Below are 23,078 nucleotides of genomic sequence, written 5' to 3'. Positions count from 1 at the left end.
CTCTCGTGTGGTGGAGGTCGTGTCACGTCGAGCGACACGGGCTCCCGTTTATCAGTCCGTGGTGATCTCCACGCTTTCGATGACGACGGGCTCGGTGGGACGATCCATCCGGTCGGTGGCCGTCGTGGCGATGGCGTCGACGACCTTCTGTGACGCCTCGTCGGTGACCTCACCGAAGATGGTGTGCCTGTTGTTGAGGTGCGGCGTCGGGACCACGGTGATGAAGAACTGCGAACCGTTGGTGCCCGGGCCGGCGTTGGCCATGGCGAGCAGGTACGGGCGATCGAAGGACAGTTCCGGGTGGAACTCGTCGGCGAACTGGTACCCGGGGCCACCACGTCCGGTACCCGTGGGGTCACCGCCCTGGATCATGAACTGGTCGATCACACGGTGGAACACGGAGCCGTCGTAGAACGGACCGGTGGTGGATCCGCTGGCGTTGTTCGTCTTGTACTCGCTCGTACCCTGCGCGAGACCGACGAAGTTGTCGACGGTCTTCGGCGCGTGATTTCCGAAGAGATCAATGGTGATGTCACCACGGTTGGTGTGGAGGATCGCGGTCGCGGTCTTGTTAGTCATGGTCCCCATGCTAGTCAACCGGCGTCAACCGTGCTGATTTCCACGTGCCGCTGTGTCGTCGGAGCCCCCACGGACCGTTGTCCGGGGTTACGCTGGACACACAACAGCCCGACGAGTGTTTTCGGTCGTACGGTCGGCGGTCCATCCCCTCCCCGTCCGACCGAGCCAGCTCGACCGGGGCACTACACCTCTCAATCAAGGAGAAGCGCGTGAACCCCTCGACCATCCGTATGGCGTACAAACTCGGCCGGCAGGCCTTCGGCACCGCCCGTGACTACCGTAACCGGCACACCGCCGACAGCTACGACGATCTGGTCGCCCGCGCGAACGACTACGCGGAGCACCGCAAGGCGATCAGCCAGCTCCGCGATGAGTTCGGCGAGAAGGCCGGTTCCCTGACGGAGGAATCCCAGGCCCAGGCGAGTGCACTACTCAGAGAGGCGCGTCACCGTCTCGAGCAGCTCCGGAAGCAGGCGGAGGAAAAGGGAACGGACCTGAGCCGGGACATCGAGAAGAAAGGTGGCCGGAAGTTGAAGAAGGTGCGCAAGGCCGCGGAGAAGGCCCGGAAGAAGGCGGAGAAGAAGATCAACCGCAGGAAGTGTCTGACGAGCCGCTGCGGTGGCGGGGACGGGCGCTCGAAGCTGGCGAATCTCACGCTTCTCGCGCTCCTCTTCTCGACCGTCGCCGGGGTCATCTACTGGCTGCGCAGCCGCGCCGACAAGCCGGGGACGACACCCCCGGACGTCCGGGATCACGCCGCAGAATCCGCCGCAGCAGAGACGGACAGCGTCGCCGACAAGGCGGTGGCCGCGGCCTCCGCCGCGACCATCCGCGCCGGAGAAAAGCTCGCGGAGGCCCGCGCCAAGGCCGACGCACTCCTCGCCAAGGCGGACGACACCTCCGGTGACGGTTCGGTCACCGACGCCGTCGCCGACAAGGCACAGGAGGTAGCGGACGAGGTCCACGACAACGCGGACGGGATCGCCGAAGAGGTGGCCGACAAGGCCGGGGACATCGCGGACAAGACCCGCGACGGGGTCGAGGATGCCGCCGATGCGGTCCAGACCCTCGCCGAGGACGCCGAGACCGTCACCGACGCCGTCACCGACGATGCGGCCGACGCCGCGAAGAACGTGGCGGACGACGTCAGGAAGGCCGCGGAGGAGAAGAAGAGCGGCAACTGACCCACAGTCGCTGCCACCACCAGGTCCCGTGGACACCGGTTTTCCGGGTCTGCGGGACCTTTCCCTGTCCCCCACCCCCTGCCACCCGGCTCTGGAACCCGGCGCACGGGGTGCACGGATTCAGCGGGCGTTGATGCGCCGCAGGACCTCGGCGGCCGTGTCCGCGAGCACGTCGTTCGCACCGTCGAGCGGCGCCAGTCGGGTGATCGCCTCGGACAGTGCCGACGCCGCAGAGCGGACGTCCCCGTGCACCGGGATTCCCAGGTAGCTGGCCGAGGTGACGGCGGCCGCTCCGGCGAGCAGGGCGTGGTCGCGGATGCGGACGCGATGCACCGCGGCCACCTCGTCGGCGATGATGAGGAGCTGTTCCGGGGTGAGCGGCCGGACGCGTGCCACGGGGTTCATCGACCGTGCCGCAGCCTGCGCTCGGTCGCGGCGTACCCGCTGACCACGGTCCGGGCCAGCTCCGCGACCTCCGCGTCGGCGAGCACGCGGGCGGCGGTGGCGACGATGGCGCGGGTGGCGGCCTCCTGTTTGCTCGTGCCCTGTGCCTGGGCGAGGAGGGTGAGCGCGCGGTCCTGGGCGTCGGTGAGGCGAAGTGTCATGGCCATGTCCCGAGACTACGCCATTGATACCGTTCTGATACCGCATGACCCCTCTCATCCCTATCCAGTGGCGTTGAGAGCCCGTTTCCGGCCCTCAGCGGGTTAGAATGGTGGAGATAGACCCCATCAACCTGCTAGACGGAAATTAGGTGACCCGTGAGCGACGACAACTCCGGCGGCAACGACGGCGGTGAGCTCCTGTTCGACAGGATCCACCCGATCGACATCGGCGAGGAGATGCAGCGCAGCTACATCGACTACGCCATGTCGGTCATCGTCGGCCGTGCCCTGCCCGAGGTGCGCGACGGCCTGAAGCCCGTGCACCGACGCCTGCTGTACGCGATGTACGACAGCGGCTTCCGCCCCGACCGCTCCTACGTGAAGTCCGCGAAGCCCGTCGCGGAGACCATGGGTAACTACCACCCGCACGGCGACTCCGCGATCTACGACACTCTGGTCCGCATGGCCCAGCCCTGGTCGATGCGCTACCCGCTCATCGACGGGCAGGGTAACTTCGGTTCCCGCGGCAACGACGGCGCGGCCGCCATGCGTTACACCGAGTGCCGCCTCACCCCGCTGGCGATGCAGATGGTGCGGGACATCCGCTCCAACACGGTCGACTTCCAGCCGAACTACGACGGCAAGAACCTCGAACCCGTGATCCTGCCCTCCCGGGTGCCGAACCTCCTGATGAACGGTTCGGGCGGTATCGCCGTCGGCATGGCCACCAACATCCCGCCGCACAACCTCACCGAGCTCGGTGACGCCATCTTCTGGATGCTGGAGAACTACGAGGCCGACGAGGCGACCACCCTCGACGCCTGCATGCGCTACGTCAAGGGACCCGACTTCCCGACCGCCGGCCTCATCGTCGGTGACCAGGGCATCAAGGACGCCTACACCACGGGCCGTGGTTCCATCCGCATGCGCGGCGTGACCAGCATCGAGGAGGACGGCAACCGGCAGATCATCGTGATCACCGAGCTTCCCTACCAGGTCAACAAGGACAACCTGGTGCTCAGCATCGCCGAACAGGCGAACCAGGGGAAGATCGCCGGCATCTCCCGCATCGACGACGAGTCCTCCGACCGCGTCGGTCTGCGCATCGTGGTCACCCTGAAGCGGGACGCGGTGCCGCGCGTCGTGCTGAACAACCTGTTCAAGCACTCTCAACTGCAGTCCAGCTTCGGCGTGAACATGCTCTCCATCGTCGACGGGGTGCCACGCACCCTGCGCCTGGACCAGATGCTGCGCCACTACATCGCGCACCAGGTCGACGTCATCATCCGCCGTACCCAGTACCTGCTGGACGAGGCGGAGAAGGAGGCCCACATCCTCCGCGGCCTCGTCAAGGCTCTCGACATGCTCGACGAGGTCATCGCCCTGATCCGTGCGTCGGCCACCGTCGACATCGCCCGGAACGGCCTCATCGACCTGCTCGACATCGACGAGATTCAGGCTGACGCCATCCTCGCGATGCAGCTGCGTCGCCTCGCCGCCCTGGAACGGCAGAAGATCGTCGACCGACTGGCCGAGATCGAGGAGATCATCGCCGATTACAAGGACATTCTCGCCCGCCCCGAGCGCCAGCGTGAGATCGTCCGCGACGAGCTCGCCGAGATCGTCGAGAAGTACGGCGACGAGCGCCGCACCCAGATCATCGGCGCCACCGGAGACGTCACCGAAGAGGACCTGATCGCCCGCGAGAACGTCGTGGCCACGATCACCTCCACCGGCTACGCCAAGCGCACGAAGGTCGACGCCTACCGCAACCAGAAACGCGGCGGCAAGGGTGTCCGCGGTGCGGAGTTGAAGAGTGACGACGTCGTGCGGCACTTCTTCGTGTGCTCCACCCACGACTGGATCCTGTTCTTCACCAACTACGGCCGCGTGTACCGGCTCAAGGCCTACGAGCTGCCCGAGGCCTCCCGGACGGCCCGCGGCCAGCACGTAGCGAACCTCCTGGAGTTCCAGCCCGGCGAGCAGATCGCCCAGGTCATCCAGATCCGGGGCTACGACGACGCCGAGTACCTCGTGCTCGCCACCGCCCACGGCCGGGTCAAGAAGTCCCGCCTCGCGGACTACGACTCGGTGCGCTCCGGCGGGCTGATCGCCATCAACCTCAACGAGGGCGACTCCCTCATCGGCGCCTCACTGTGCTCCAGCGAGGACGATCTGCTGCTCGTCTCCGAGGAGGGGCAGGCCATGCGGTTCACCGCCGACGACGAGACCCTGCGCCCGATGGGCCGTGCGACCGCCGGTGTGAAGGGCATGCGGTTCCGTGGCGAGGACAAGTTGCTCGCGATGTGCGTCGTCGGGACGGGTGACTACCTGCTCGTGGCCACCTCCGGTGGTTACGGCAAGCGCACCGCGATGGAGGAGTACCCCACGAAGGGCCGCGGTGGCCTCGGTGTCGCGACGTTCAAGTACACGCCGAAGCGCGGAAAGCTCATCGGTGCGCTGTCGGTCGACGACGACGACCAGATCTTCGCCATCACCTCCGCGGGTGGGGTCATCCGCACGGAGGTCGGCCAGATCCGCCCGTCCTCGCGGCAGACGATGGGCGTCCGGCTGGTCAACCTCGAGAAGGGTGTCGAGCTGCTCGCCATCGACCGGAACGTCGAGCACGAGGGCGAGGAGACGGCGGAGGCCGTCGCCACCGGTGCCGCCCAGGGCCCGGCCCTGGACCTCGGCGAGGAGACGGGCACCGACGACATCCCCGGCGTCCGTCGCGGTGGAAACGCTAATCTTGACGCCAATGGTGTCCCCCTCGACGGGAACGCCGCTGAAGACGAGAACGGGGACGAGTGATGCACATCCAGGAAGTGACCGTCACACGGGTCTCCCCGCTGTCGGCGTTCCGGACCGCGCTGGCCCTGTCGCTGGCGGCCCTCGCCGCGTGGATCCTGTGCGTCACCCTCCTGTACTACGGGCTCGAGCAGTTCGGGTTCTGGGCGAAGCTGAACAGCATCGTGACTGGTGTCGGCGGCAGTGACGTCATCACCTTCGGCACGGTTCTGTCCGTGGCGAGTCTCCTGGGGGCGGTCACCGCGATCGCGGTGACGATCCTCGCACCGTTGACCGCCGTGATCTACAACGGCATGGTCGAGCTCTTCGGCGGTGTCGTGGTCACCCTCACCGAGGGCGACTACTGATCCCGTGTCCGCCGGGTACGGGCACCTCCACAGGTGAGGACCCGTACCCGGCGGACACCATCGAAAAGTCAGTTTCACCTGGTGATTTGCTTTTGACGGAACGGGCTGGGTAAAGTTCAGTCTCGTTCCAAGGGCCTATAGCTCAGTCGGTTAGAGCGCTTCGCTGATAACGAAGAGGTCACAGGTTCGATTCCTGTTAGGCCCACCAAAAGAACTTGGGGCATTAGCTCAATTGGTAGAGCACCTGCTTTGCAAGCAGGAGGTCAGGAGTTCGATTCTCCTATGCTCCACAAGGGAACGTTTCGCCGGCTCAGTCAGTGACTGAGCCGGCGTTTTCCGTTTTCACGACCCCCACACGACACCCTCGACTGGGCGGATGTCACCGATGTGTGTAACATCTGTGACTGTTGTGACTGCAGTTGACTACTGATGTTTGTCGGCTGCGGCGGAAGAGTCACAACACCGGTGACACGCGCTCTCCGGTTCATGGTTCCCACGAACGATGAACCCGGGGGCGCCTGTGTCATTTTCGGGCCCGTACCCGGCCGGCAACACGGTTTCCGGGCGACGCGTAGACCGGACACGCTAGAGTGATGCCGTCAAGACTGAAACACCCGACTAACACCAGAGGATGACGAATCACCGATGACCGACCTCAAGTCCACACTCACAGGAGCCAACCGGGACGCCGTCGTCAGCGACATGGCGGCCTTCATCGAGTCCTCTGTTTCCGGCCTGTCCGGTTTCACGGGTATGGCCATCAAGGGGGCGGTCGGTGCCGCCCGGAAGGCAGATCAGAACGTCATCTCCAAGGGCGTGAACCGTCTCCTTCCCGAGTTCGCCGACGCCCTCGACCCGCACTGGCGCAGCTACCGGGAGAACGGCGCACACTCCGGATTCGGTGACTACCTCGAGGAACACCACACGGAGGTCACCGATTCGATCCTCGCCGTTGCGGACCGCAACGCGGACAGCATCGACCAGCCCGCCGTGGCCAAGGTCTACTCCTCGGTCCGCGGGAAACTGACCGGCATCATCAACGATCATCTCGGCGGCCTCGGTTCCGTCATCGAGAAGCACGCCGCCTGACACCCGTCACTGAAGCCCCGATCCCGCCCACGGATCGGGGCTTTTCGCATTCACCGGTCCCGAATCGGGCATGCCCACCTCCGACCGGGCCCGGTCCCGCCACCATTCGGGGTCGAACGAACGGACGAGCCCTGCGTCACACACCAAACCTGCAGCGCTCACACACAACCCAGACATGTGATCCGTCTCATACGCTGAGTCAACGTTATTTTCGATTCAGGAGGACCACATGGCCCAGCGACCCCACGGACAGGAGTCGGGGAACCGGCGACTGACCACCCCCACCTCGTGTTCATGATCATCGCGGCCAGTGCACCGCTGACCGTGCTCGCCGGAGGCGTCCCCACCAACTTCGCGGTCTCCGGGCTGCTGGGTATTCCCGTGGCCTACCTCGTGCTCGGTATCCTCATCGCCATCTTCTCCTTCGGCTACGGCGCGATGAGCACCCGCGTCCAGAACGCCGGAGCCTTCTACGCCTACATCTCCAAGGGACTCGGTGACAGGATCGGCGTCGCCTCCTCCCTCGTCGCCCTCCTCTGCTACAACCTCATGCAGATCGGCCTCTACGGACTCTTCGGCTTCGCGCTCTCCGGTGTCCTCGCGTCCGTCACACCGCTAGTCCTGCCCTGGTGGGCAGCCGCGTTGCTCGGGTGGTTGTGCGTCGGGATCCTCGGGCTCCGCCACGTCGAACTCTCGGCCCGGATACTCACCGTTCTCGTGGCCCTCGAGTTCCTCGTCGTCAGTGTGGTCTGTGTCCTCGGACTGATCAACGCCCCAGAGGGAATCAGCACGATGACCGTGCGCCCCGGCGACTTCTTCACCGGCGGCGTGGGCGTCCTCCTCGCGTTCGGTATCGCCGCTTTCATGGGATTCGAGTCCGGGGCCATCTACTCGGAGGAAACCATCGACCCCGACCGCACGGTCTCCCGCGCGACGTTCATCGCCGTGGGAATCATCGCCGTCTTCTACGCCTTCGCACTCAGTCGGGCATGGGTCCTGCCGAAGGCGTTCGGCAGGGTGACCTCCGACGGCACCCCGCACGTCGGATCACTCGGCCAGTCCATCCTGGCTCTGATCGTCATCATCGTCTTCGCTGTCGCCGACGCCACGAACGGCGACACCCCGCTGTTCCCCGTCATCACGCTGTTCACCTGGCTGACCAACACCGCGGCGCTCGGCCTGGTGGTCCTGCTCTCCCTCACCTCGTTCGCGATCGCCCGGTATCTCAGCCGCGAGAACGGGTCTCTGGGCCTCTGGACCAGGCTCATCGCCCCGGTCATCAGCGGAATCGGTCTCGGACTCATCGGTCTCCTCGTCCTGATGAACTTCTCCCTGATGATCGGCGACGACCAACCCGCGATCCTCATCTACTTCCTCCCGGGCCTCATCATCGCCGCAGCCGTAGCGGGAGTGATCCGTGAGCGGCAGCTGATCGTGAAGACGGGTATGGATCACGTCGAGATACCCGCCCCCGTACCCGACCCGCATCCCACGACCACCGAGCACTGAAAGGTCCGACCCATGAACACCAACGGACACACCGCCGACGGACGGCACAAGGTCATCGTGATCGGCGCCGGCTTCGCCGGGCTCGAGGTCGTCATCCACGAGGCCCGCGACCGTATCGGCGGTCGCGCATGGACGGACACCGGCCTCGGCAGACCCCTCGAACTGGGCGCCACCTGGGTGCACTGGCACCAACCCCACGTCTGGACGGAGATCACCCGGTACGGCGCCGAGATCGTCGCGAGCCCCTTCTGCGACACCGCCTACTGGCGCACGGGAGACACCGTTAAGAAGGGGACCGAGGACGAACTCGACGGTCTCCTCACGCGACCGATGGAGAAGATCCTCGAGAATTCACGGGACTTCTTCCCCCCAGCCCTACCGCCCACTCGCGATCCTCGACGGCGGCTTTCCCGCGAGCGAGGAACTGAAGGAGAAGTTCCGCCGGGCCGATGAAACCAGCGTCATGGACGCCGTGTGCACGGACGAATTCACCCGCGAGGAACGCGATCTCTGCGACGGATACTGGTCGGCCGGGTACATCGGCAACCCCTACGAGGGATCCGCGCTGATGGCGAAACAGTGGGCCGCCCTCTGCGACAACCGCCTCGCGCTCCTCGACGAGCAGACCCTGCGCTTCAAACTCGTCGAGGGCATGCAACGCCTCTACAACGGTATCGCCGGGGACCTCGACTGTCCGATCCACCTCAACAGCCCCGTCTCGCGGGTGGAGCACACCGACGACGGTGCCACGATCACCCTGGAATCCGGAGAAACCGAGACCGCCGACGCCGTGATCGTGACCGTTCCCGTCGGCGCCCTCGGCACCATCGAGTTCTCCCCCGCGCTGCACCCGGACATGTGCCGGGTGATCGACCAGAAGTGGAACTCCACGGGCGCGAAGATCTGGATCAAGGTCCGGGGTCACCACAGCATCGTCTGCTACGCCCCCTCACCCGGGCCCGTGACGGTGATGCGCAGCGAGTACTTCACCGATGACGGCGCGACCATCCTCGTCGGTTTCGGCCCCGACCACACGGCGATCGATCTCGAGGATCCGGAGTCCGCGCGCCGGATCCTCGCGGAATGGGACCTGGACCTCGAGGTCATCGGATGCACCGGACATGACTGGGTCGCAGACAGGTACAGCGGCCAGGCGTGGGCGACCCTGAAGAAGGGACAGTTCATCGACGGCTGGAGTCATTTACTCGCCCGCGACTCCCGCCTCTACTTCGCCGGGGCGGACTGGGCCAACGGCTGGCGCGGAGTGGTCGTCGACGGAGCCCTCGAATCGGGTATCTCACAGGCGCGGACCGTCATCAGGGAACTGCGGGACTCCGAGACCGGATAGAACGACCCCGTTCCCTGCCGCGGGCCGCCGTGTACGACCCTCTGGTACCACGGTTCATCAGATCCAGCCGTGGGTCCTGCGGTACATCGCCGGAGACATCCCGTACCTGACCTTGAATGCCTTGCTCAGGTGTGAGGCGTCGTGGAAACCGAACCGGGCGCCGAGCATCGCCACACTCACGTTCGCGTTCCTCGGTTCGAGCAGCGCGTGCCGCATCTCCTCCAGTCGGCGGCCCCGGATGTAGGTTCCCACGGTCGTGGATTCCGCCCGGAACCGGGCGTGCAACTGTCGGACCGAGACGAAGAGATTGTCGGCGATCATCGCCGGGGACAGTGCGGGGTCCCCGAGGTGATCCTCGATGAACGCCGTGGCGGCACCGAACAGGGCGTTCGTCGGGGGGCGTTTCCGGACCATCCAGTTCCCTACCGAGCAGGGACAGCGCCGCCAGTGCCCCGGCGAGGGCGGCGTGCACCATCTCCGTCGCATAGGATTTCTCGATCGTCTGGAACACGGAGAGCTGGTCGGCATACCCCCGGAGAGCCGGGATGACGAGTCGCCCGACATCCGAATCCCCGCCGAGCACGGTGGCGGTCCGGATCGTGGTATTCACCCGGCTGGACATCAGCAGGCTCTGCGGAAAATGCCACATCAGCCCCCGTTGCTGAGCGGGATAGTCCAGAGTGAACGGTCTGCTGGTCTCGTAGAAGACCAGATCGCCCGGTCGGGCGACGGGCTCCCTCCCGTCCTAGCGGACGGAGAGTGTCCCCGAGATCTGCAGGCAGAGCTTGCACCACGGTTCCATCCGGGTATCGATGTGTGCGTCCTCGAGATGAACCTGGTGGGCGGGTGAACGGAGATCCATGATCCCCACCTCGCCGATCTGGATGGCCTGTACGGTGGCCCGGAAGGCCGTCCGGGTCGGGCGTCGTCACGCGGAGCGGGCTGAAGGAGCGTCTGGCGATCTCACACCACTCCGTGTACGAGTACTCCTGCGGCACCGATCTATCCCGCCACTGTCGTCTGCGTGTCACGGTAACCTCCCTGTTCTCTCTCGGGTCGGACGGTGGTGGCAGATGGATGGAGCCGCCGTCCGACCCTGGTGGGCCGGGTCATCCGACCTGTCCCACCGGAGCCATTCCGGCGCGCTGACACAACTCATTCGCACTCTCGGACAACACCGTATTAGTGTTGTGGCTCACACTGTAGTGACAGTATGACATCAACCATAAGGAGAGCGAGCCCATGAGCGACGCCGATCTGTTGTCCACCATCTCCGCCGACTCGGGCACGCCCGTCCACGACCCCGCCACCGGAGAGCTCATCGCCCACGCACCGGCGGGAGACGTCGCAACCCTGGAGGAAGCGATCTCCGCCGCCCGCGCCGCCCAGCCCGCCTGGGCCGCTCTCGGGGACGACAAGCGGTGTGAACTGCTCAACGCCGCCGCGGACGCGATCGAACGCCACGCCGAGGAACTCGCCGTTCTTCTCTCCCGGGAACAGGGCAAACCGTTGAACGGACCCAACGCCCGTTTCGAGGTGGGTGGATGCGTCGGATGGCTCCGCACCACGGCAGCACTGCCCCTCGAGCCCGAGGTGATCGTCGACGACGGCGAGAAACACGCCGTACTTGAGTACCGTCCCATCGGCGTGGTCGGGGCCATCGGGCCGTGGAACTGGCCCATGATGATCGCCGTCTGGCAGTTCGCCCCTGCACTGCGCATGGGCAACACCGTCGTCATGAAGCCCTCCGAGAACACCCCCCTGTCGGTCCTCGCACTCGCCCACGTCGTGAATTCCGTTCTCCCGGACGATGTGTTCCGTATCGTCACCGGTGACGGTGAGGTCGGCGCCGCCCTGAGCGCGCACCCGGACATCGACAAGATCATGTTCACCGGCTCCACGCCCACCGGCAAGGCGATCATGCGGTCCGCGGCCGACAATCTCGTACGCCTCACGCTGGAGCTCGGCGGAAACGACGCCGGTATCGTGCTCCCCGACGCGGATCCCGCCGCGATCGCCGAGGGCCTGTTCTGGGGTGCATTCATCAACACGGGCCAGACCTGTGCCGCCCTCAAGCGGCTCTACGTCCATGAGGACATCTATGACGCCGTGGTGGAGAACCTGGTGGCCGTCGCCCGGCAGATGCCTATGGGGGTGGGGCTCGACGAGAACAACGTGCTTGGTCCGCTGCAGAACAGGGCCCAGTATGACATCGTCGCCGGACTCGTCGAGGCCGCCCGGGAGAGCGGTGCCCGGATCGTCCTCGGCGGGGATCCCGAGGCTGACCAGCCCGGCAACTTCTACCCCACCACGATCGTCGCCGACATCGATCCGGACAACGAGCTGGTCACGACAGAGCAGTTCGGGCCCGCACTGCCGATCGTGCGCTACTCGGACGTCGACGACGCCATTCGGATGGCCAACGATTCCCCCGTCGGCCTCGGCGGTTCCGTCTGGTCCTCCGATCCGGAAGGCGCCCGCGATGTCGCCCGCCGGATCCAGGCCGGTACCGTGTGGATCAACAACCACGGCGCCATCGATCCGCGGGTTCCCTTCGGTGGCATCAAGGAATCGGGCTACGGCATCGAGTTCGGTGTCCAGGGACTGAAGGGGCTCGGTGTCCCGCAGGTCATCATGAACTGATCCGGTCCCCGGACACGACGAGAGCACCGCCCCGGGAATCTTCCGGGGCGGTGCTCTTCAGCGCTTCCTGCGCGACACGGACCCTCCGGTCCGCCGGCAGGCGCCTAGACGTCGAGGAAACGGACGTCCTTGGCGTTGCGGGTGATGAAGGACCGCCGTGCGACAACGTCGTCCCCCATGAGGATGGAGAACAGCTCGTCAGCCGCCTGGGCGTCATCCATCGTGACCTTGCGCAGGGTACGGACGGAGGGATCCATGGTGGTCTCCCACAGCTCCTTGGCGTCCATCTCACCGAGACCCTTGTACCGCTGGATGCCGTCGTCCTTGTTGATCTTCTTGCCCGCGGCGAGCCCCTCCTCGAGCTGGCGGTCACGCTGTTCGTCGGTGTACGCGAACGTCGGACCCCCCTTCGACCACTTCAGCTTGTACAGCGGGGGCTGCGCGAGGAAGACGTAACCGTCCCGGATCAGATCCGGCATGAAACGGAACAACAGGGTCAGCAGCAGCGTCGAGATGTGCTGACCGTCGACGTCGGCGTCGGCCATGAGCACGATCTTGTGGTAGCGCAGCTTCGAGATGTCGAACTCGTCGTGGATTCCGGTACCGAGCGCCGTGATGATCGCCTGGACCTCATTGTTCTTCAGGACCTTGTCGAGACGGGCCTTCTCCACGTTGAGGATCTTGCCGCGCAGCGGCAGGATCGCCTGGAACATCGACTCCCGGCCGCTCTTCGCGGAACCACCCGCGGAGTCACCCTCCACGATGTAGAGCTCGGACTTGCGCGGATCCTTGGAACGGCAGTCGGCGAGCTTTCCGGGAAGGCCGCCCATGTCGGAGCTGGACTTCCGGCGCACCAGTTCGCGGGCCTTCCGCGCCGCGAGGCGTGCGTGGGCGGAGGACACGGCCTTGTTGACGATGGCCTTGGCTTCGGCGGGGTTCGCCTCGAGCCAGTGGGTGACGTTCTCGTTGACCATGCGCTGCACGAAGCCCTTGACCTCGGTGTTGCCGAGCTTCGTCTTGGTCTGACCCTCGAACTGGGGATCGGCGACGCGGACGGAGACCACCGCCGCGAGACCCTCACGGCAGTCTTCGCCGGCGAGGTTCGGTTCCTTCTCCTTGAGCAGCTTGTGCTCGCGGGCGTAGCGGTTGAGCAGGCTGGTCAGAGCGGCCCGGAAACCCTCCTCGTGGGAACCACCCTCAATGGTGTTGATGGTGTTGGCGAAGGTGTGGACGTTCTGCTGATAGCCGCTGTTCCACTGCATCGCGATCTCGACCTCGTGCTCGTCGGCCTTCGCCTCGAAGGCGACGATGGTCGGGTGGATCGGGGTCTTCGACTTGTTCAGTGCGTTGACGTAGTCCTTCAGACCTTCGGGGTAGTGATACGTCCGGGTCTTGACCTTCTTCTTCACCTTCTTGCCCGCGGCCTCGGCCTCAGCTGCTTCCGCGGCCTCCGCCTCCTCGGCGGCGATCTCGGCCTCGTCGAAGGAATCACCGGTCAGCGGTTCGGCCTCGTCGACGCCCTTCTCGGCGATCTCGTCGAGCTCGGCCTGCTCCTCGGTGACACGCTGGTCGGTGAGGGTGATGGTGAGTCCCTTGTTCAGGAACGCCATCTCCTGCAGGCGGCGGGCGATGGTCTCGAACTTGAATTCGGTGGTCTCGAAGATCTCGGCGTCGGGCCAGAACCGGACCGTGGTTCCGGTTCCACGGGCCCGACCACCCTTCTGGAGTTCCTCGGGTACAGCCTGGTTGAAGTTCTGGAACCAGTGATGTCCCTCGCGCTTGATGTCGGCCTCGACACGGGTCGACAGGGCGTTGACGACGGAGATACCGACGCCGTGGAGACCACCGGAGACCGCATAGGACTCGGAGTCGAACTTGCCACCGGCGTGGAGCTGGGTCATGACGACCTGGACCGTGGGCATACCGGCGGGGTGCATCTCGACGGGAATACCGCGGCCGTTGTCTACGACCTGGACACCGCCGTCAGCGAGAAGGGTGACATCGACGCGGGTCGCGTAACCGGCCATCGCCTCATCGACGGAGTTATCGACGACCTCCCACACCAGGTGGTGGAGCCCGCGTTCACCGGTGGACCCGATGTACATGCCGGGCCGCTTACGAACCGCTTCCAGACCCTCGAGGATCGTGATGGATGAAGCGTCGTAGTGGTGTTCGGTTGCTGCCACGGTGTCTGCCACGGTGTCCTTGGCTCCTCGCTGAAGTTGTATCTGGACCTTTTTATCCTACACGGTCAGGGGTACCTACCGAACACGACCTTGGGAGCGTCAGAGAGCCTCACATCCGGGGAAAAACACGTATCCCCAGGTCGCCCGGGAATGTGTCACAACTCACCTACGCCTCAGCCGTAGGTGTCCCTCGGTCCCCGTCCCTTGACGTGCAGAGGGCCCTTCCGCCAGCTGGGTTGGGAAGGTCCGAAAATCTTCAGCTCGGCAACCACGTCGGGTCCGACCTTCTGCGAGATGACCTGCAGGATGTTGCGCTGCATCAGCCGGAGATTCGTCGCCCAGGCGGTCGAGTCGCAGGTGATGAACAGCTGCTTGTCCTTCAGCATCTGGACCTGACTGTGCCGGGCGATCCGCTCTCCGACGAGCAGCTCCCAGTTGGCTTTGACCCACCCACCGGCCATGGGACGGTCCCAGCCCCGGCGTCTGATCTCGTCGCCGAGCACGGATCCCACGGATTCCGTTCTGTCCGGGCGCCCGAGTGCCCGCCCGTCCGGCCCGGTCGGTCGCCCCACCCGGCGGTTGGTCGGGGTGGCGGGTACGGACCGACGTCCACCACCGGTTCCACGGCCTGCATCGGGCAACCGGCTCCCCCGCTTCCGTGCCACTGCCCGGATGTGCTGGTAAGCCGCGGTGACGGAATCCGCGCGCTCCTCAGGAGTCGTCATCGGTCGTCGTCTCCGGGTCTGTCGGCGTCGGACGCCTCCGCGGAGCGGTCGGCCACTGCATCGAGGACCGAGTATCTGTCGGAGTCGTCGGTGATCATCGAGACACGGTGGATCCGGGCGGATCCGTCGAGGTTGGCGGGCAGATCTCCGTCGACTGCCGCGGTGATGAGAACCTGCTCCGCGGTCTTGGCGATCTGGGTGAGCGCCTCCCGTCGGGAGGCGTCGAGTTCGGCGAAGACGTCGTCGAGGATCAGTATCGGATCCGTTCCATCGGCTCGGAACAGGGAGAACACCCCGAGTCGCAGCGCCAGGGCAAAAGACCACGTCTCCCCGTGGCTGGCGAATCCCCGTGCGGGTTCGTTTCCGAGCATGAGCTCCAGGTCGTCCCGGTGGGGTCCGACGAGTGACTGTCCCCGTTCGATTTCCCGGTTCCGGTTGTGGGCCAGGTCAGTCAGCATCGCGGCCTCCAGGACCTCTGCGTCACAGCAGTCGTCCGGGGCCGTAGTGATGGTGCTCCGGTAGTTGAGACTGGGCGGCCTCGATTCCGGTGCGATGATGCCGTATGCGGTGGTGACGTGTTCGCCCAGCTCAGCGACCAGCGCGATCCGGGCGGCGGTGAGTTGTCCACCGAACGCCGCCAGCTGACCATCCCACGCATCGAGTGTGGTTAGTGCCGCGGCTCCGTCGTCGCTGTCGTAGCCTCGTCGGAGTGCCCCGGATGCGGAACGGAGGAGCGCGTTGCGCTGCCGGAGTACCTTGTCGTAGTCGCCCTTGACTCCCGCCATCCGGGGATAGCGGGTGGCGAGTACCTCGTCGAGGTAGCGACGGCGCTCAACCGGCTCACCGCGTACGAGAGAGATGTCCTCGGGTGCGAAAAGCACCGTCTTGACGACGCCGAGCAGTCCGCGTGGAGAATCCAGTCTAGTCCGGTTCAATTGCGCGAGATTTCCGCCCCGCGGCTTTATCAGCAGATGGGCCGCGAGTTCACGTCCGTTGTTGACGGCCACCGCGGAGATCCTGGCGTCATCGGCGCCGGACCGGACGAGCGGTCCGTCACCCGACACGCGGTGTGATCCGAGATGGGCGAGATATCCGACGGCCTCGACGATGTTCGTCTTACCGTGTCCGTTTCGCCCGACCAGAACAGTGACACCGGGGCGGAGATTGAGCGAGAGATTCGGCCAGGAGCGGAAATCACGCAACGTCAGGGAACGGATGTGCACTCTTCGCCTTTCACTCCTTCACGCGGACCACACGACAGATGCGACCTTTCCGGGGGTATCTCAGCCGGGAAGACGGACCGGCATCAGGAGATACGTGAAATCGGTGTCCGGGGTGGTGAAGGTTCCGTCCTCGTCGGCTTCGGGCAGGTCGGCGGGCTCCGGGATGAGGATGGCGGGCCGTGACGGATCCGTGAACCCGAAGACCACACGCTCCGTCCGCACGACGGCGAGGCCGTCCTTCAGGTAGCCGGCGTTGAAGGCGGTGAGCAGTGGTTCACCGGTGAACGCACAGGGGAGGATCTCCTCGGCGTGACCGGCGTCGGAACCGCCCGCGGAGAGGATGACCTGTCCCTCGGAGAATTCCATCCGGATCTGGGCGTTCCGGTCGGCGACCAGGGCGACGCGGCGGATCGCATCGATGAGGGGGGCGATCTCGACGCTCGCGAGTGCCTTGTGGTTCTTCGGCAGGAGGGGTCGGAAGTTGGGGAACTGGGCGTCCAGGAGGCGCGTCGTGGTGCGGCGGGCGTCCGCGTGGACGCCGAACAGTCCCTCGCTGCCGATGTCCGCTCCCGCCCCGACAGCGATCTCGATGTCGTCATTCGCGCCGTCCAGGGTGCGGGCGTTGTCGAGGAGGGTCTTCGCCGGGATGAGCAGCTTCGCCGTGGCCTCCGGGTCAGCGGAGTTCCATCCCAGTGTGCGTACGGCCATCCGGAAGCGGTCGGTGGCCACGAGAAGCAGCTCCGGGCCGTTGATCTCCATGTGCACGCCGGTGAGCATCGGCAGGGTGTCATCTCTGCCGGCCGCGGTGGCGACCTGGGTCACGGCCTCGGTGAACAGTTTCGGGTTGATCGTGCCGGTTGTCTCCGGGAGGGTCGGCAGCTGGGGGTAGTCGTCGAGCGGAATGCTCGGCAGTTCGAAGCGTGAGGATCCGCATTTGACCTGCACAGTTGATCCGTTGAGTTCGAACTCGACGGGTTTGTTGGGCAGGGTTGCGGTGATGTCGGCGATGAGTTTGCCGGCGACGGCGACCCGACCCATCTCGGTGACCTCGGCCGGGATCCGAACCTGTGTCGAGACCTCGTAGTCGTACCCGGCGAGCTCCAGACCGTCGTCATCGGCGGTGATGAGCATGCCTCGGAGAACAGGCTGGGTGGGCTTGCTCGGGAGGCTGCGTGCCACCCAGGCCACGGCTCCCGCCAGGTCATCCTTGGACACCCGGAATGACACCGATTGTGACTCCATGCTCGTTGAAGCTCCTCAAGACGTGGTCGAACACTGCGACGCGACACAGCGACATGCTCCGGTGTTCGACCGGAACGGGTGCACTGCTGCCGGAGCGTTGTCACCGAACGGGTGAAACCGGGCCCGGGACATCGCTTCATGTGATTACAGACCAACGTACCCGGCGAGCGGTTGGTGGGAAACCTGGAATTACAAACATCCCTCCGCTGCCGGCGGTTCCGCCGGTCACCGTGGCACCGTATGGACGCCGTTTACCCACACCCCCTCTTTCTTCTTTAGATCTACCAAGGGAAAAGAAGGGTGTAACAGTAAGTCCTGTGCAAACTGTGGAATCAGTGCCATCGGGTGTGGTCCGCCCGGCGATTCGGGGTGTGGGTCGGTCTGTGGGAATCATGTGGACAACATCGACGGGTTGTGGATGGATTCCGGCCCCCGCTGATTCACCCACAGGTCATCCACCGTTCGGGCGGTGTTGCTCAACAGGTCTCCACGAGTTGTCCACCGTGGGTCCCGTCGCGACCAGGTTTCAAAGATTGTGTCGAGGATCACCAAATTACATCTTTGAAATTACACAGCTGTGGACAACACCTGTGGACAACTTCCCGACCGGCCAGGGGACGTCGAGACGGCAAAAAGGGAGGCACCCCTGCCAGGGGTGCCTCCCTCTCCGGTCGGAGAGCCGTCTCCTACGCCCGCCCGCGTGTCTTCACTATTCGCGTGAGCTCCTGGATCTGATCGTAGGTGTCATGCTTCTCGGTCATCTCCTTCCGGATCTTCCGGTCCGCGTACATGACCGTGGTGTGATCTTTCCCGCCGAAGCTCGCACCGATCTTGGGTAGCGACAGATCCGTGAGCTCCCGGCAGAGGTACATCGCCAACTGCCGGGCCCGGGCGATCGGGCGGGCCTTACCGGTGCCGCACAGCTCCTTGACACTGATGTTGAAGTAGTCCGCGGTGACCTCGATGATCGTGTTCGCGGTGATCTCGATGTCCGCTGCCTCGGGCATGATGTCCGACAACGCGGACATCGCCGTGGCCATGTCTATGCTCGTCCCATTCAGAGAGGAGAATGCGGTGACGCGGATGAGTGCCCCCTCGAGTTCCCGGATCGAGGACTCGTAGCGGGAGGCGATGAGTTCCAGCACATCCCGCGACACCACGGTTCCCTCCAGTCCCGCTTTCTTCTCGAGAATCGCGATGCGGGTCTCGAGGTCAGGCGGCTGGACGTCGGTGATCAACCCACCCTCGAAGCGGGTCCGGAGCCGGTCGGTCAGCGTGGTCAACTGGCGCGGTGGCCGGTCCGAGGACAGGATGATCTGCTTGTCGGCCTGGTGGAGTGCGTTGAACGTGTGGAAGAACTCCTCCTGCGTACCTTCCTTGCCCTCGAGGAACTGGATGTCGTCGACCATGAGCACATCGAGATTCCGGTACCGGCGTTTGAACGATTCCTGACGATCGTCGCGGACCGAGTTGATGTAGTCGTTGGTGAATTCCTCACTGGAGACGTACAACACGCGGAGGTCAGGTTGCAGTTCCTGCGAATAATGCCCCGCGGCGTGCAGCAGATGTGTCTTCCCCAGGCCGGATCCGCCCCAGATGAACAGGGGGTTGAAGGCCTGAGCGGGAGATTCGGCGACCGCGATGGCCGCTGCCTGGGCGAAGCGGTTGGACGAACCGGTGACGAAGGTGTCGAAGGTGTATCGCTCATTCAGGGACGCGGCCCGGTGGGGGTTCCTCGCGGTCTTCTCCCGGACGATCCGCTGGCCACTGTTGCGCTGGGGCTGCTTCCGGGAGTTCTCCGTGGCCCGCGCGACCGTGGCCCGCCAGCCCTCGCTCGACGGATAGTCGGTGTCGCCGTCCGCGGTGGCGTCGGTGGGCAGTTGACCGCCCGGGTGGTTCTGCACTCCCCGGGGACCGCCCGCCGAGAAGAGGGTCGGTGCATCCGGGTCCTCGGGGTGCGTGGTGTAGTTGTCGATCCCCGCTCGCCCGCGCAGGGATTGATCCAGGTTGTCCCGCACCCGCCGTTGGCCGCCGGCCTGCTGCCGGGAAGCCGTGGAATCGACATCGGGCCGATCATCGAACCGCTGACTCCCGCTGTGGAAGGGATCGCGGTGTGGGAGTTCCGCCCGCTGGGTTTCCGCGGGTGTCTCCGGTGCGACGGATACGGCGATGCCGTGTGGACTGCCCAGGATCTCGGAGAGGATCTGCTTGATCGGCTCCCCGAAGTCCTTCTCGATCATGTTCTTGGCGAAAAGGTGCGGTGTGGTGAGTACGGCGAAACCCGGGACGAGCGCGACGATCCGGACTAGCTGCATGTTGGCTGCCTGCATCGGGCCGAGGGGAGGAACTCCGCTTCCGGGTTTTCCGGCTAATTCAGTGAGCTCGGTCACTACCCGATCCCAGATCTGCTGGGGTGAAGTATCCGTCACGGTCATCCTTCTGTACGTCGTCTGTGGTCTGCGCCGGACACCGGCGGTCTGCACCTCCCGGTGGAACATGAACGGGACGGTCGGGAAGTGCAGGTGTTCATTCCGTGGCCCGGGTGCCGGCGCGGATCAGCGGCGGTGGAACAGGAAACTGTCATTCTCCACCGGTTCGTCCACACCTCTGTGTGGTCGTTGTCCAGCAGGTTCCACAGAGTTATCCACATCTGTGGACAACGGTTCATGGTTCTCGTTCTCCACAGGGTACCGGATGGCCTGTGGATAGAATCAACCGGATGTCTCGACCGCTTTAACCTGGGGATTCGTCAGAGAATCTGAATATCCTCAAGTTGAAGTTGAGAGTTATTCACAGTGCGGGACATCCACAGGCTGTGGTTCTACGGCTGCTTCATTGTTACCTGCCACCGCGGACCGCTGTCTAGACGGCCGGCCGAATGCCGTTGCCCCCGAGGCATGGATGCGGTGCGTCTCCGGTGGTGTCTGCCCGCGAAAACGCGTCACGGAGGCCGGATGGAGAGGGGGATAATTACGGAAATGTCATTTAAGCTTCCGGTTTCTCCGGCGGCGTGTCGATTTGTCGAACCATCAACCTGCACGTAATCTGGCCTAGTCTCAACGCATCAATCAGGGTGGACACTTGTGTCCGGTCTGTTCCGGTGCGTCCCACGCAGCACCGGCCGGTAAGCCGGATGGCCGCAGTACCGGCATCCCGGGTTTTCCGGTTCGTCGTGTTCCGGCCGATCCGTTCGCCGCGCCACCGCTGCGTTGTGTTCCGGGAACCGCCTGGACGAATGTCGCTCCACGTGACGTCGTCGATCGCGTCCCGGGCAGCAGAAAAATCATCCACCTTAGGGTGAGATGCACAACCGGTGCCCATGTCTCGGCACCCGGCGAAGAGGGCGATCACCCGTCCCGTGTGCCCCGGCACAGCGGACGGTGGCCCTCCGGTATCCGGGTTCCCCGACCGGCCCGATGTGTGGCTCACCCGCAAATTTGAGGAGTGTTCACCGTGGCAAAGGGCAAGCGGACGTTCCAGCCGAACAACCGTCGTCGCGCACGCGTGCACGGCTTCCGTACTCGTATGCGCACCCGTGCTGGTCGCGCCATCGTGACGGCTCGCCGTCGCAAGGGCCGTGCTTCCCTGACCGCTTAATCAGCGGGCGGGATCGCAGGTTCACGGGTGTTACCTAAAGAGCATCGACTCTCCACCCCGTCCGATTTCAGCCGGACGATCCGTGGTGGACGCCGAGCGGGCTCGAAGACGGTCATCGTGCACCTGCGGCACACGCAGACCGAACCCGGCGAAGCCCGTTGTGGCGGACCCAGGTTCGGTCTCATCGTTTCCAAGGCCGTCGGGAATGCGGTGATCCGTCACCGCGTCTCCCGACGGCTTCGGCATGTCTGCGCTGCGCTGGTGGCGGACCTCGATACCGACTGCGACGTCGTCATCCGGGCCCTGCCACGCGCCGCGGATGCTCCCGGACGCGATCTCGATCGTGATGTTCGGAAAGCTCTGGGCAGAATCCGGGGCCGGACCGGTGGCTGACAGTCCCCGAACGTGCCCCCGGTGCGGGGCGTCGTCCGTTGAACCCGGGCGTCGTCCGCGGGAGTCCGCGGTATCCCGGGCGCTTCTGTCCGGGGTCCGTTTCTACCAAAACTACATATCACCCCTTAAGATGGGTTCCACCTGCCGTTTCGAGCCGACCTGCAGTGCGTACGCCCTCCAGGTCATCTCAGCGCGGGGTGCGGTCACCGGCATCGTGCTCACGCTTGTGCGGTTGTCCAAGTGCGGACCCTGGCATCCGGGTGGTTACGATCCTGCGCCTCAGTTCCGGGCGACGGAGGATCGTCCCGGCTGCCCCCACTGCACACCCACCACCACCAAGGAGTCCTGACTCAAAAGTGCTTGATTTCGTCTACTGGCCAATTTCGGCCATTCTCTGGTTCTGGCACAAGGTCTTCAGTGTCCCCTTCGGATCCGGATCCGGTGTCTCCTGGGTCCTGGCCATCGTGTTCCTGACCTTCACCATCCGGGTCCTTCTGGTTAAGCCGATGCTCAACCAGATGCGGTCGTCGATGAAGATGCAGGCGCTGCAGCCCCAGCTCGCCGAGGTGAAGGAACGCTGGAAGGGCGACCAGACCAAGATCATGGAGGAGACCCGGCGGATCAACAAGGAGGCCGGGGTCAATCCGATCGCCGGTTGCCTGCCGATCCTCGTCCAGATGCCGGTGTTCTTCGGCCTGTTCCACGTCCTGCGGTCCTTCAACCGGACCGGTTCGGGACCCGGGCAGCTGGGTCTGTCCATCGAGGAGAACCGGCAGCTCGCGAACTACATCTTCTCCCCCACCGACGTCCAGTCCTTCCTGGACGCGCGCCTCTTCGGGGTACCGATCTCGGCCTACATCAAGATGCCCGGCGACATGTACGAGGCTTTCCAGCCCATCGACTTCACCCGGATGAACATCGTGTTCGTCGCGGTGCCGTTGATCATCCTCACCGCTGTGGCCACGCACTTCAACGCGAAGATGTCCATCAACCGCCAGCGTGAACGCATCGCCAGCGGCAAGCAGAAGAGCATGGCGAGTGCGCAGATGCAGTCGCAGATGGAGATGATGAACAAGATGATGGTCTGGTTCTTCCCGGCCATGATCGTGTTCACCGGTATCTTCTGGCACATCGGCCTCCTCTGCTACATGGGTGCCAACAACATCTGGACCTTCTTCCAGCAGCGTTGGATCTTCGCGAAGCTGGACCGTGAGGAAGCCGCCGAGGAAGAGCAGAAGAAGCAGGCCAAGCGGGCCACCGCCCCCAAGCCCGGTGTGCGCCCCGAGAATCCGAAGAAGGCCCCGAAGAAGAAGCGTCGGGGATCCTCGGGAAACGGGACTCTCAGCATTGATCAGGTGGTAGGAGATGGCCCCGCCGCAGCGGAGGATGCACCGGTCACCGATTCCGGCGACCCGGACGACGCACAGGAAGGGATCTCCACCGGTGAGCCGCCGGTGACGAAGTCGAAGAAGAAGCGCAAGAAGCGGCGGTAATCAACCGGTTCACTGGAAGAGCCCCACAGGACTCCCTGTGGGGCTCTTTCGTGTGTTTGAGGCCGAGGGTGCGGGCCGGACTGTGCCCCCGCAGTGCCACATGGAAA

Annotated in this window: 21 protein-coding genes, 2 tRNA genes and 1 pseudogene; 14 read left to right on the top strand and 10 right to left on the bottom strand. The window is 64.8% G+C overall.

The genetic code is table 11. From position 1 onward, the window contains the following. Positions 1 to 51: 51 nt before the first annotated feature. Positions 52 to 579 carry a peptidylprolyl isomerase gene (locus JDV75_RS08260; protein WP_198738787.1) on the bottom strand — a complete coding sequence of 176 codons (528 nt, stop codon included), beginning with the start codon at positions 577 to 579 and terminating at the stop codon, positions 52 to 54. 209 nt (positions 580 to 788) lie between these two features. Between JDV75_RS08260 and JDV75_RS08255 the strand changes: the two genes are divergently transcribed. Continuing rightward, positions 789 to 1,763, top strand: coding sequence for a hypothetical protein (locus JDV75_RS08255; protein WP_198738786.1), 975 nt, complete (start codon positions 789 to 791; stop codon positions 1,761 to 1,763). 120 nt (positions 1,764 to 1,883) lie between these two features. Here JDV75_RS08255 and JDV75_RS08250 read toward each other — a convergent pair whose 3' ends face one another. Beyond that, a complete protein-coding gene (locus JDV75_RS08250) occupies positions 1,884 to 2,159 on the bottom strand; it encodes a TetR family transcriptional regulator (RefSeq protein ID WP_232958367.1) in 276 nt (91 codons plus the stop codon). A gap of 5 nt (positions 2,160 to 2,164) precedes the next feature. After that, positions 2,165 to 2,374, bottom strand: a complete 210-nt coding sequence (locus JDV75_RS08245; protein ID WP_198738784.1) for a CopG family transcriptional regulator — start codon at positions 2,372 to 2,374, stop codon at positions 2,165 to 2,167. A 150-nt stretch (positions 2,375 to 2,524) separates the two neighbouring features. Between JDV75_RS08245 and gyrA the strand changes: the two genes are divergently transcribed. The 8 genes from gyrA to JDV75_RS08205 all read left to right on the top strand — a co-directional run bounded on the left by gyrA (position 2,525) and on the right by JDV75_RS08205 (position 9,469). Beyond that, positions 2,525 to 5,179: a DNA gyrase subunit A gene (gene gyrA, locus JDV75_RS08240; protein WP_198738783.1), complete on the top strand. Its 2,655-nt coding sequence runs from the start codon at positions 2,525 to 2,527 to the stop codon at positions 5,177 to 5,179. Next, positions 5,179 to 5,523, top strand: coding sequence for a DUF3566 domain-containing protein (locus JDV75_RS08235; protein WP_198738782.1), 345 nt, complete (start codon positions 5,179 to 5,181; stop codon positions 5,521 to 5,523). Before gyrA ends, JDV75_RS08235 begins: the two co-directional genes overlap by 1 nt. A gap of 131 nt (positions 5,524 to 5,654) precedes the next feature. Beyond that, positions 5,655 to 5,731 (top strand) — tRNA-Ile (locus tag JDV75_RS08230). A gap of 9 nt (positions 5,732 to 5,740) precedes the next feature. Continuing rightward, positions 5,741 to 5,813, top strand: a tRNA-Ala gene (locus tag JDV75_RS08225). 355 nt (positions 5,814 to 6,168) lie between these two features. Beyond that, positions 6,169 to 6,612, top strand: coding sequence for a DUF6918 family protein (locus tag JDV75_RS08220; RefSeq protein WP_198738781.1), 444 nt, complete (start codon positions 6,169 to 6,171; stop codon positions 6,610 to 6,612). Positions 6,613 to 6,906: 294 nt separating this feature from the next. Continuing rightward, entirely contained in the window at positions 6,907 to 8,121 is a 1,215-nt protein-coding gene (locus JDV75_RS08215) for an APC family permease (RefSeq protein WP_198738780.1), read from the top strand. Between the two features lie 12 nt (positions 8,122 to 8,133). Continuing rightward, entirely contained in the window at positions 8,134 to 8,574 is a 441-nt protein-coding gene (locus JDV75_RS12160) for an FAD-dependent oxidoreductase (protein ID WP_198738779.1), read from the top strand. 10 nt (positions 8,575 to 8,584) lie between these two features. Next, positions 8,585 to 9,469, top strand: coding sequence for a flavin monoamine oxidase family protein (locus JDV75_RS08205; RefSeq protein WP_198738778.1), 885 nt, complete (start codon positions 8,585 to 8,587; stop codon positions 9,467 to 9,469). A gap of 57 nt (positions 9,470 to 9,526) precedes the next feature. On the opposite strand, the gene JDV75_RS08200 is transcribed toward JDV75_RS08205, so the two are convergent. Next, positions 9,527 to 9,883 carry a helix-turn-helix domain-containing protein gene (locus JDV75_RS08200; RefSeq protein WP_198738777.1) on the bottom strand — a complete coding sequence of 119 codons (357 nt, stop codon included), beginning with the start codon at positions 9,881 to 9,883 and terminating at the stop codon, positions 9,527 to 9,529. A gap of 40 nt (positions 9,884 to 9,923) precedes the next feature. After that, positions 9,924 to 10,202 (bottom strand): annotated as a pseudogene (locus JDV75_RS12415) (cupin domain-containing protein); the annotation flags it as partial. Between the two features lie 509 nt (positions 10,203 to 10,711). Here JDV75_RS12415 and JDV75_RS08195 point away from each other — a divergent pair. Further along, positions 10,712 to 12,112, top strand: coding sequence for an aldehyde dehydrogenase family protein (locus JDV75_RS08195; RefSeq protein ID WP_198738776.1), 1,401 nt, complete (start codon positions 10,712 to 10,714; stop codon positions 12,110 to 12,112). 104 nt (positions 12,113 to 12,216) lie between these two features. On the opposite strand, the gene gyrB is transcribed toward JDV75_RS08195, so the two are convergent. The 5 genes from gyrB to dnaA all read right to left on the bottom strand — a co-directional run bounded on the left by gyrB (position 12,217) and on the right by dnaA (position 19,923). After that, entirely contained in the window at positions 12,217 to 14,298 is a 2,082-nt protein-coding gene (gene gyrB / locus JDV75_RS08190; RefSeq protein WP_198739089.1) for a DNA topoisomerase (ATP-hydrolyzing) subunit B, read from the bottom strand. Between the two features lie 173 nt (positions 14,299 to 14,471). Continuing rightward, positions 14,472 to 15,023, bottom strand: a complete 552-nt coding sequence (locus JDV75_RS08185; RefSeq protein WP_198738775.1) for a DciA family protein — start codon at positions 15,021 to 15,023, stop codon at positions 14,472 to 14,474. Beyond that, on the bottom strand, positions 15,020 to 16,246 hold the full coding sequence (recF, locus tag JDV75_RS08180) for a DNA replication/repair protein RecF (RefSeq protein ID WP_198738774.1): 1,227 nt from the start codon (positions 16,244 to 16,246) through the stop codon (positions 15,020 to 15,022). Before recF ends, JDV75_RS08185 begins: the two co-directional genes overlap by 4 nt. 60 nt (positions 16,247 to 16,306) lie before the next feature. Next, on the bottom strand, positions 16,307 to 17,488 hold the full coding sequence (gene dnaN, locus JDV75_RS08175) for a DNA polymerase III subunit beta (RefSeq protein ID WP_198738773.1): 1,182 nt from the start codon (positions 17,486 to 17,488) through the stop codon (positions 16,307 to 16,309). 686 nt (positions 17,489 to 18,174) lie between these two features. Next, on the bottom strand, positions 18,175 to 19,923 hold the full coding sequence (dnaA, locus tag JDV75_RS08170; protein WP_198739088.1) for a chromosomal replication initiator protein DnaA: 1,749 nt from the start codon (positions 19,921 to 19,923) through the stop codon (positions 18,175 to 18,177). Positions 19,924 to 20,941: 1,018 nt separating this feature from the next. On the opposite strand from dnaA, the gene rpmH reads away from it, so the two are divergent. From rpmH to yidC, 4 genes are read left to right on the top strand one after another with little or no spacing between them, the layout of a single operon-like run. After that, the gene (gene rpmH / locus JDV75_RS08165) at positions 20,942 to 21,085 is read left to right on the top strand and encodes a 50S ribosomal protein L34 (protein ID WP_198735233.1); all 144 of its coding nucleotides are present in this window, start codon (positions 20,942 to 20,944) and stop codon (positions 21,083 to 21,085) included. Positions 21,086 to 21,112: 27 nt separating this feature from the next. Continuing rightward, positions 21,113 to 21,478: a ribonuclease P protein component gene (gene rnpA / locus JDV75_RS08160; protein ID WP_198738772.1), complete on the top strand. Its 366-nt coding sequence runs from the start codon at positions 21,113 to 21,115 to the stop codon at positions 21,476 to 21,478. After that, positions 21,432 to 21,827, top strand: a complete 396-nt coding sequence (gene yidD, locus JDV75_RS08155; RefSeq protein ID WP_198739087.1) for a membrane protein insertion efficiency factor YidD — start codon at positions 21,432 to 21,434, stop codon at positions 21,825 to 21,827. The genes rnpA and yidD overlap by 47 nt, the downstream gene beginning before the upstream one ends. 7 nt (positions 21,828 to 21,834) lie before the next feature. Next, positions 21,835 to 22,971 carry a membrane protein insertase YidC gene (yidC, locus tag JDV75_RS08150; protein WP_198738771.1) on the top strand — a complete coding sequence of 379 codons (1,137 nt, stop codon included), beginning with the start codon at positions 21,835 to 21,837 and terminating at the stop codon, positions 22,969 to 22,971. Positions 22,972 to 23,078 lie beyond the last annotated feature (107 nt).

The sequence above is a fragment of the Corynebacterium meridianum genome (assembly GCF_016342265.1).
In the GTDB taxonomy this organism is placed as follows: Bacteria; Actinomycetota; Actinomycetes; order Mycobacteriales; family Mycobacteriaceae; genus Corynebacterium; species Corynebacterium meridianum.
This window is presented reverse-complemented; position numbering and strand designations above follow the sequence as displayed.

Bases quoted from the DNA above. Each gene is read 5' to 3' on its own strand.
- JDV75_RS08235 (WP_198738782.1), top strand. From the start codon at position 5,179: ATGCACATCCAGGAAGTGACCGTCACACGGGTCTCCCCGCTGTCGGCG.
- JDV75_RS08200 (WP_198738777.1), bottom strand. From the start codon at position 9,883: ATGGTCCGGAAACGCCCCCCGACGAACGCCCTGTTCGGTGCCGCCACG.
- JDV75_RS08205 (WP_198738778.1), top strand. From the start codon at position 8,585: ATGGACGCCGTGTGCACGGACGAATTCACCCGCGAGGAACGCGATCTC.
- JDV75_RS08185 (WP_198738775.1), bottom strand. From the start codon at position 15,023: ATGACGACTCCTGAGGAGCGCGCGGATTCCGTCACCGCGGCTTACCAG.
- JDV75_RS08245 (WP_198738784.1), bottom strand. From the start codon at position 2,374: ATGGCCATGACACTTCGCCTCACCGACGCCCAGGACCGCGCGCTCACC.
- dnaA (WP_198739088.1), bottom strand. From the start codon at position 19,923: ATGACCGTGACGGATACTTCACCCCAGCAGATCTGGGATCGGGTAGTG.
- JDV75_RS08195 (WP_198738776.1), top strand. From the start codon at position 10,712: ATGAGCGACGCCGATCTGTTGTCCACCATCTCCGCCGACTCGGGCACG.
- yidD (WP_198739087.1), top strand. From the start codon at position 21,432: ATGTTCGGAAAGCTCTGGGCAGAATCCGGGGCCGGACCGGTGGCTGAC.
- dnaN (WP_198738773.1), bottom strand. From the start codon at position 17,488: ATGGAGTCACAATCGGTGTCATTCCGGGTGTCCAAGGATGACCTGGCG.
- JDV75_RS08260 (WP_198738787.1), bottom strand. From the start codon at position 579: ATGACTAACAAGACCGCGACCGCGATCCTCCACACCAACCGTGGTGAC.
- JDV75_RS08215 (WP_198738780.1), top strand. From the start codon at position 6,907: ATGATCATCGCGGCCAGTGCACCGCTGACCGTGCTCGCCGGAGGCGTC.
- JDV75_RS12160 (WP_198738779.1), top strand. From the start codon at position 8,134: ATGAACACCAACGGACACACCGCCGACGGACGGCACAAGGTCATCGTG.
- JDV75_RS08220 (WP_198738781.1), top strand. From the start codon at position 6,169: ATGACCGACCTCAAGTCCACACTCACAGGAGCCAACCGGGACGCCGTC.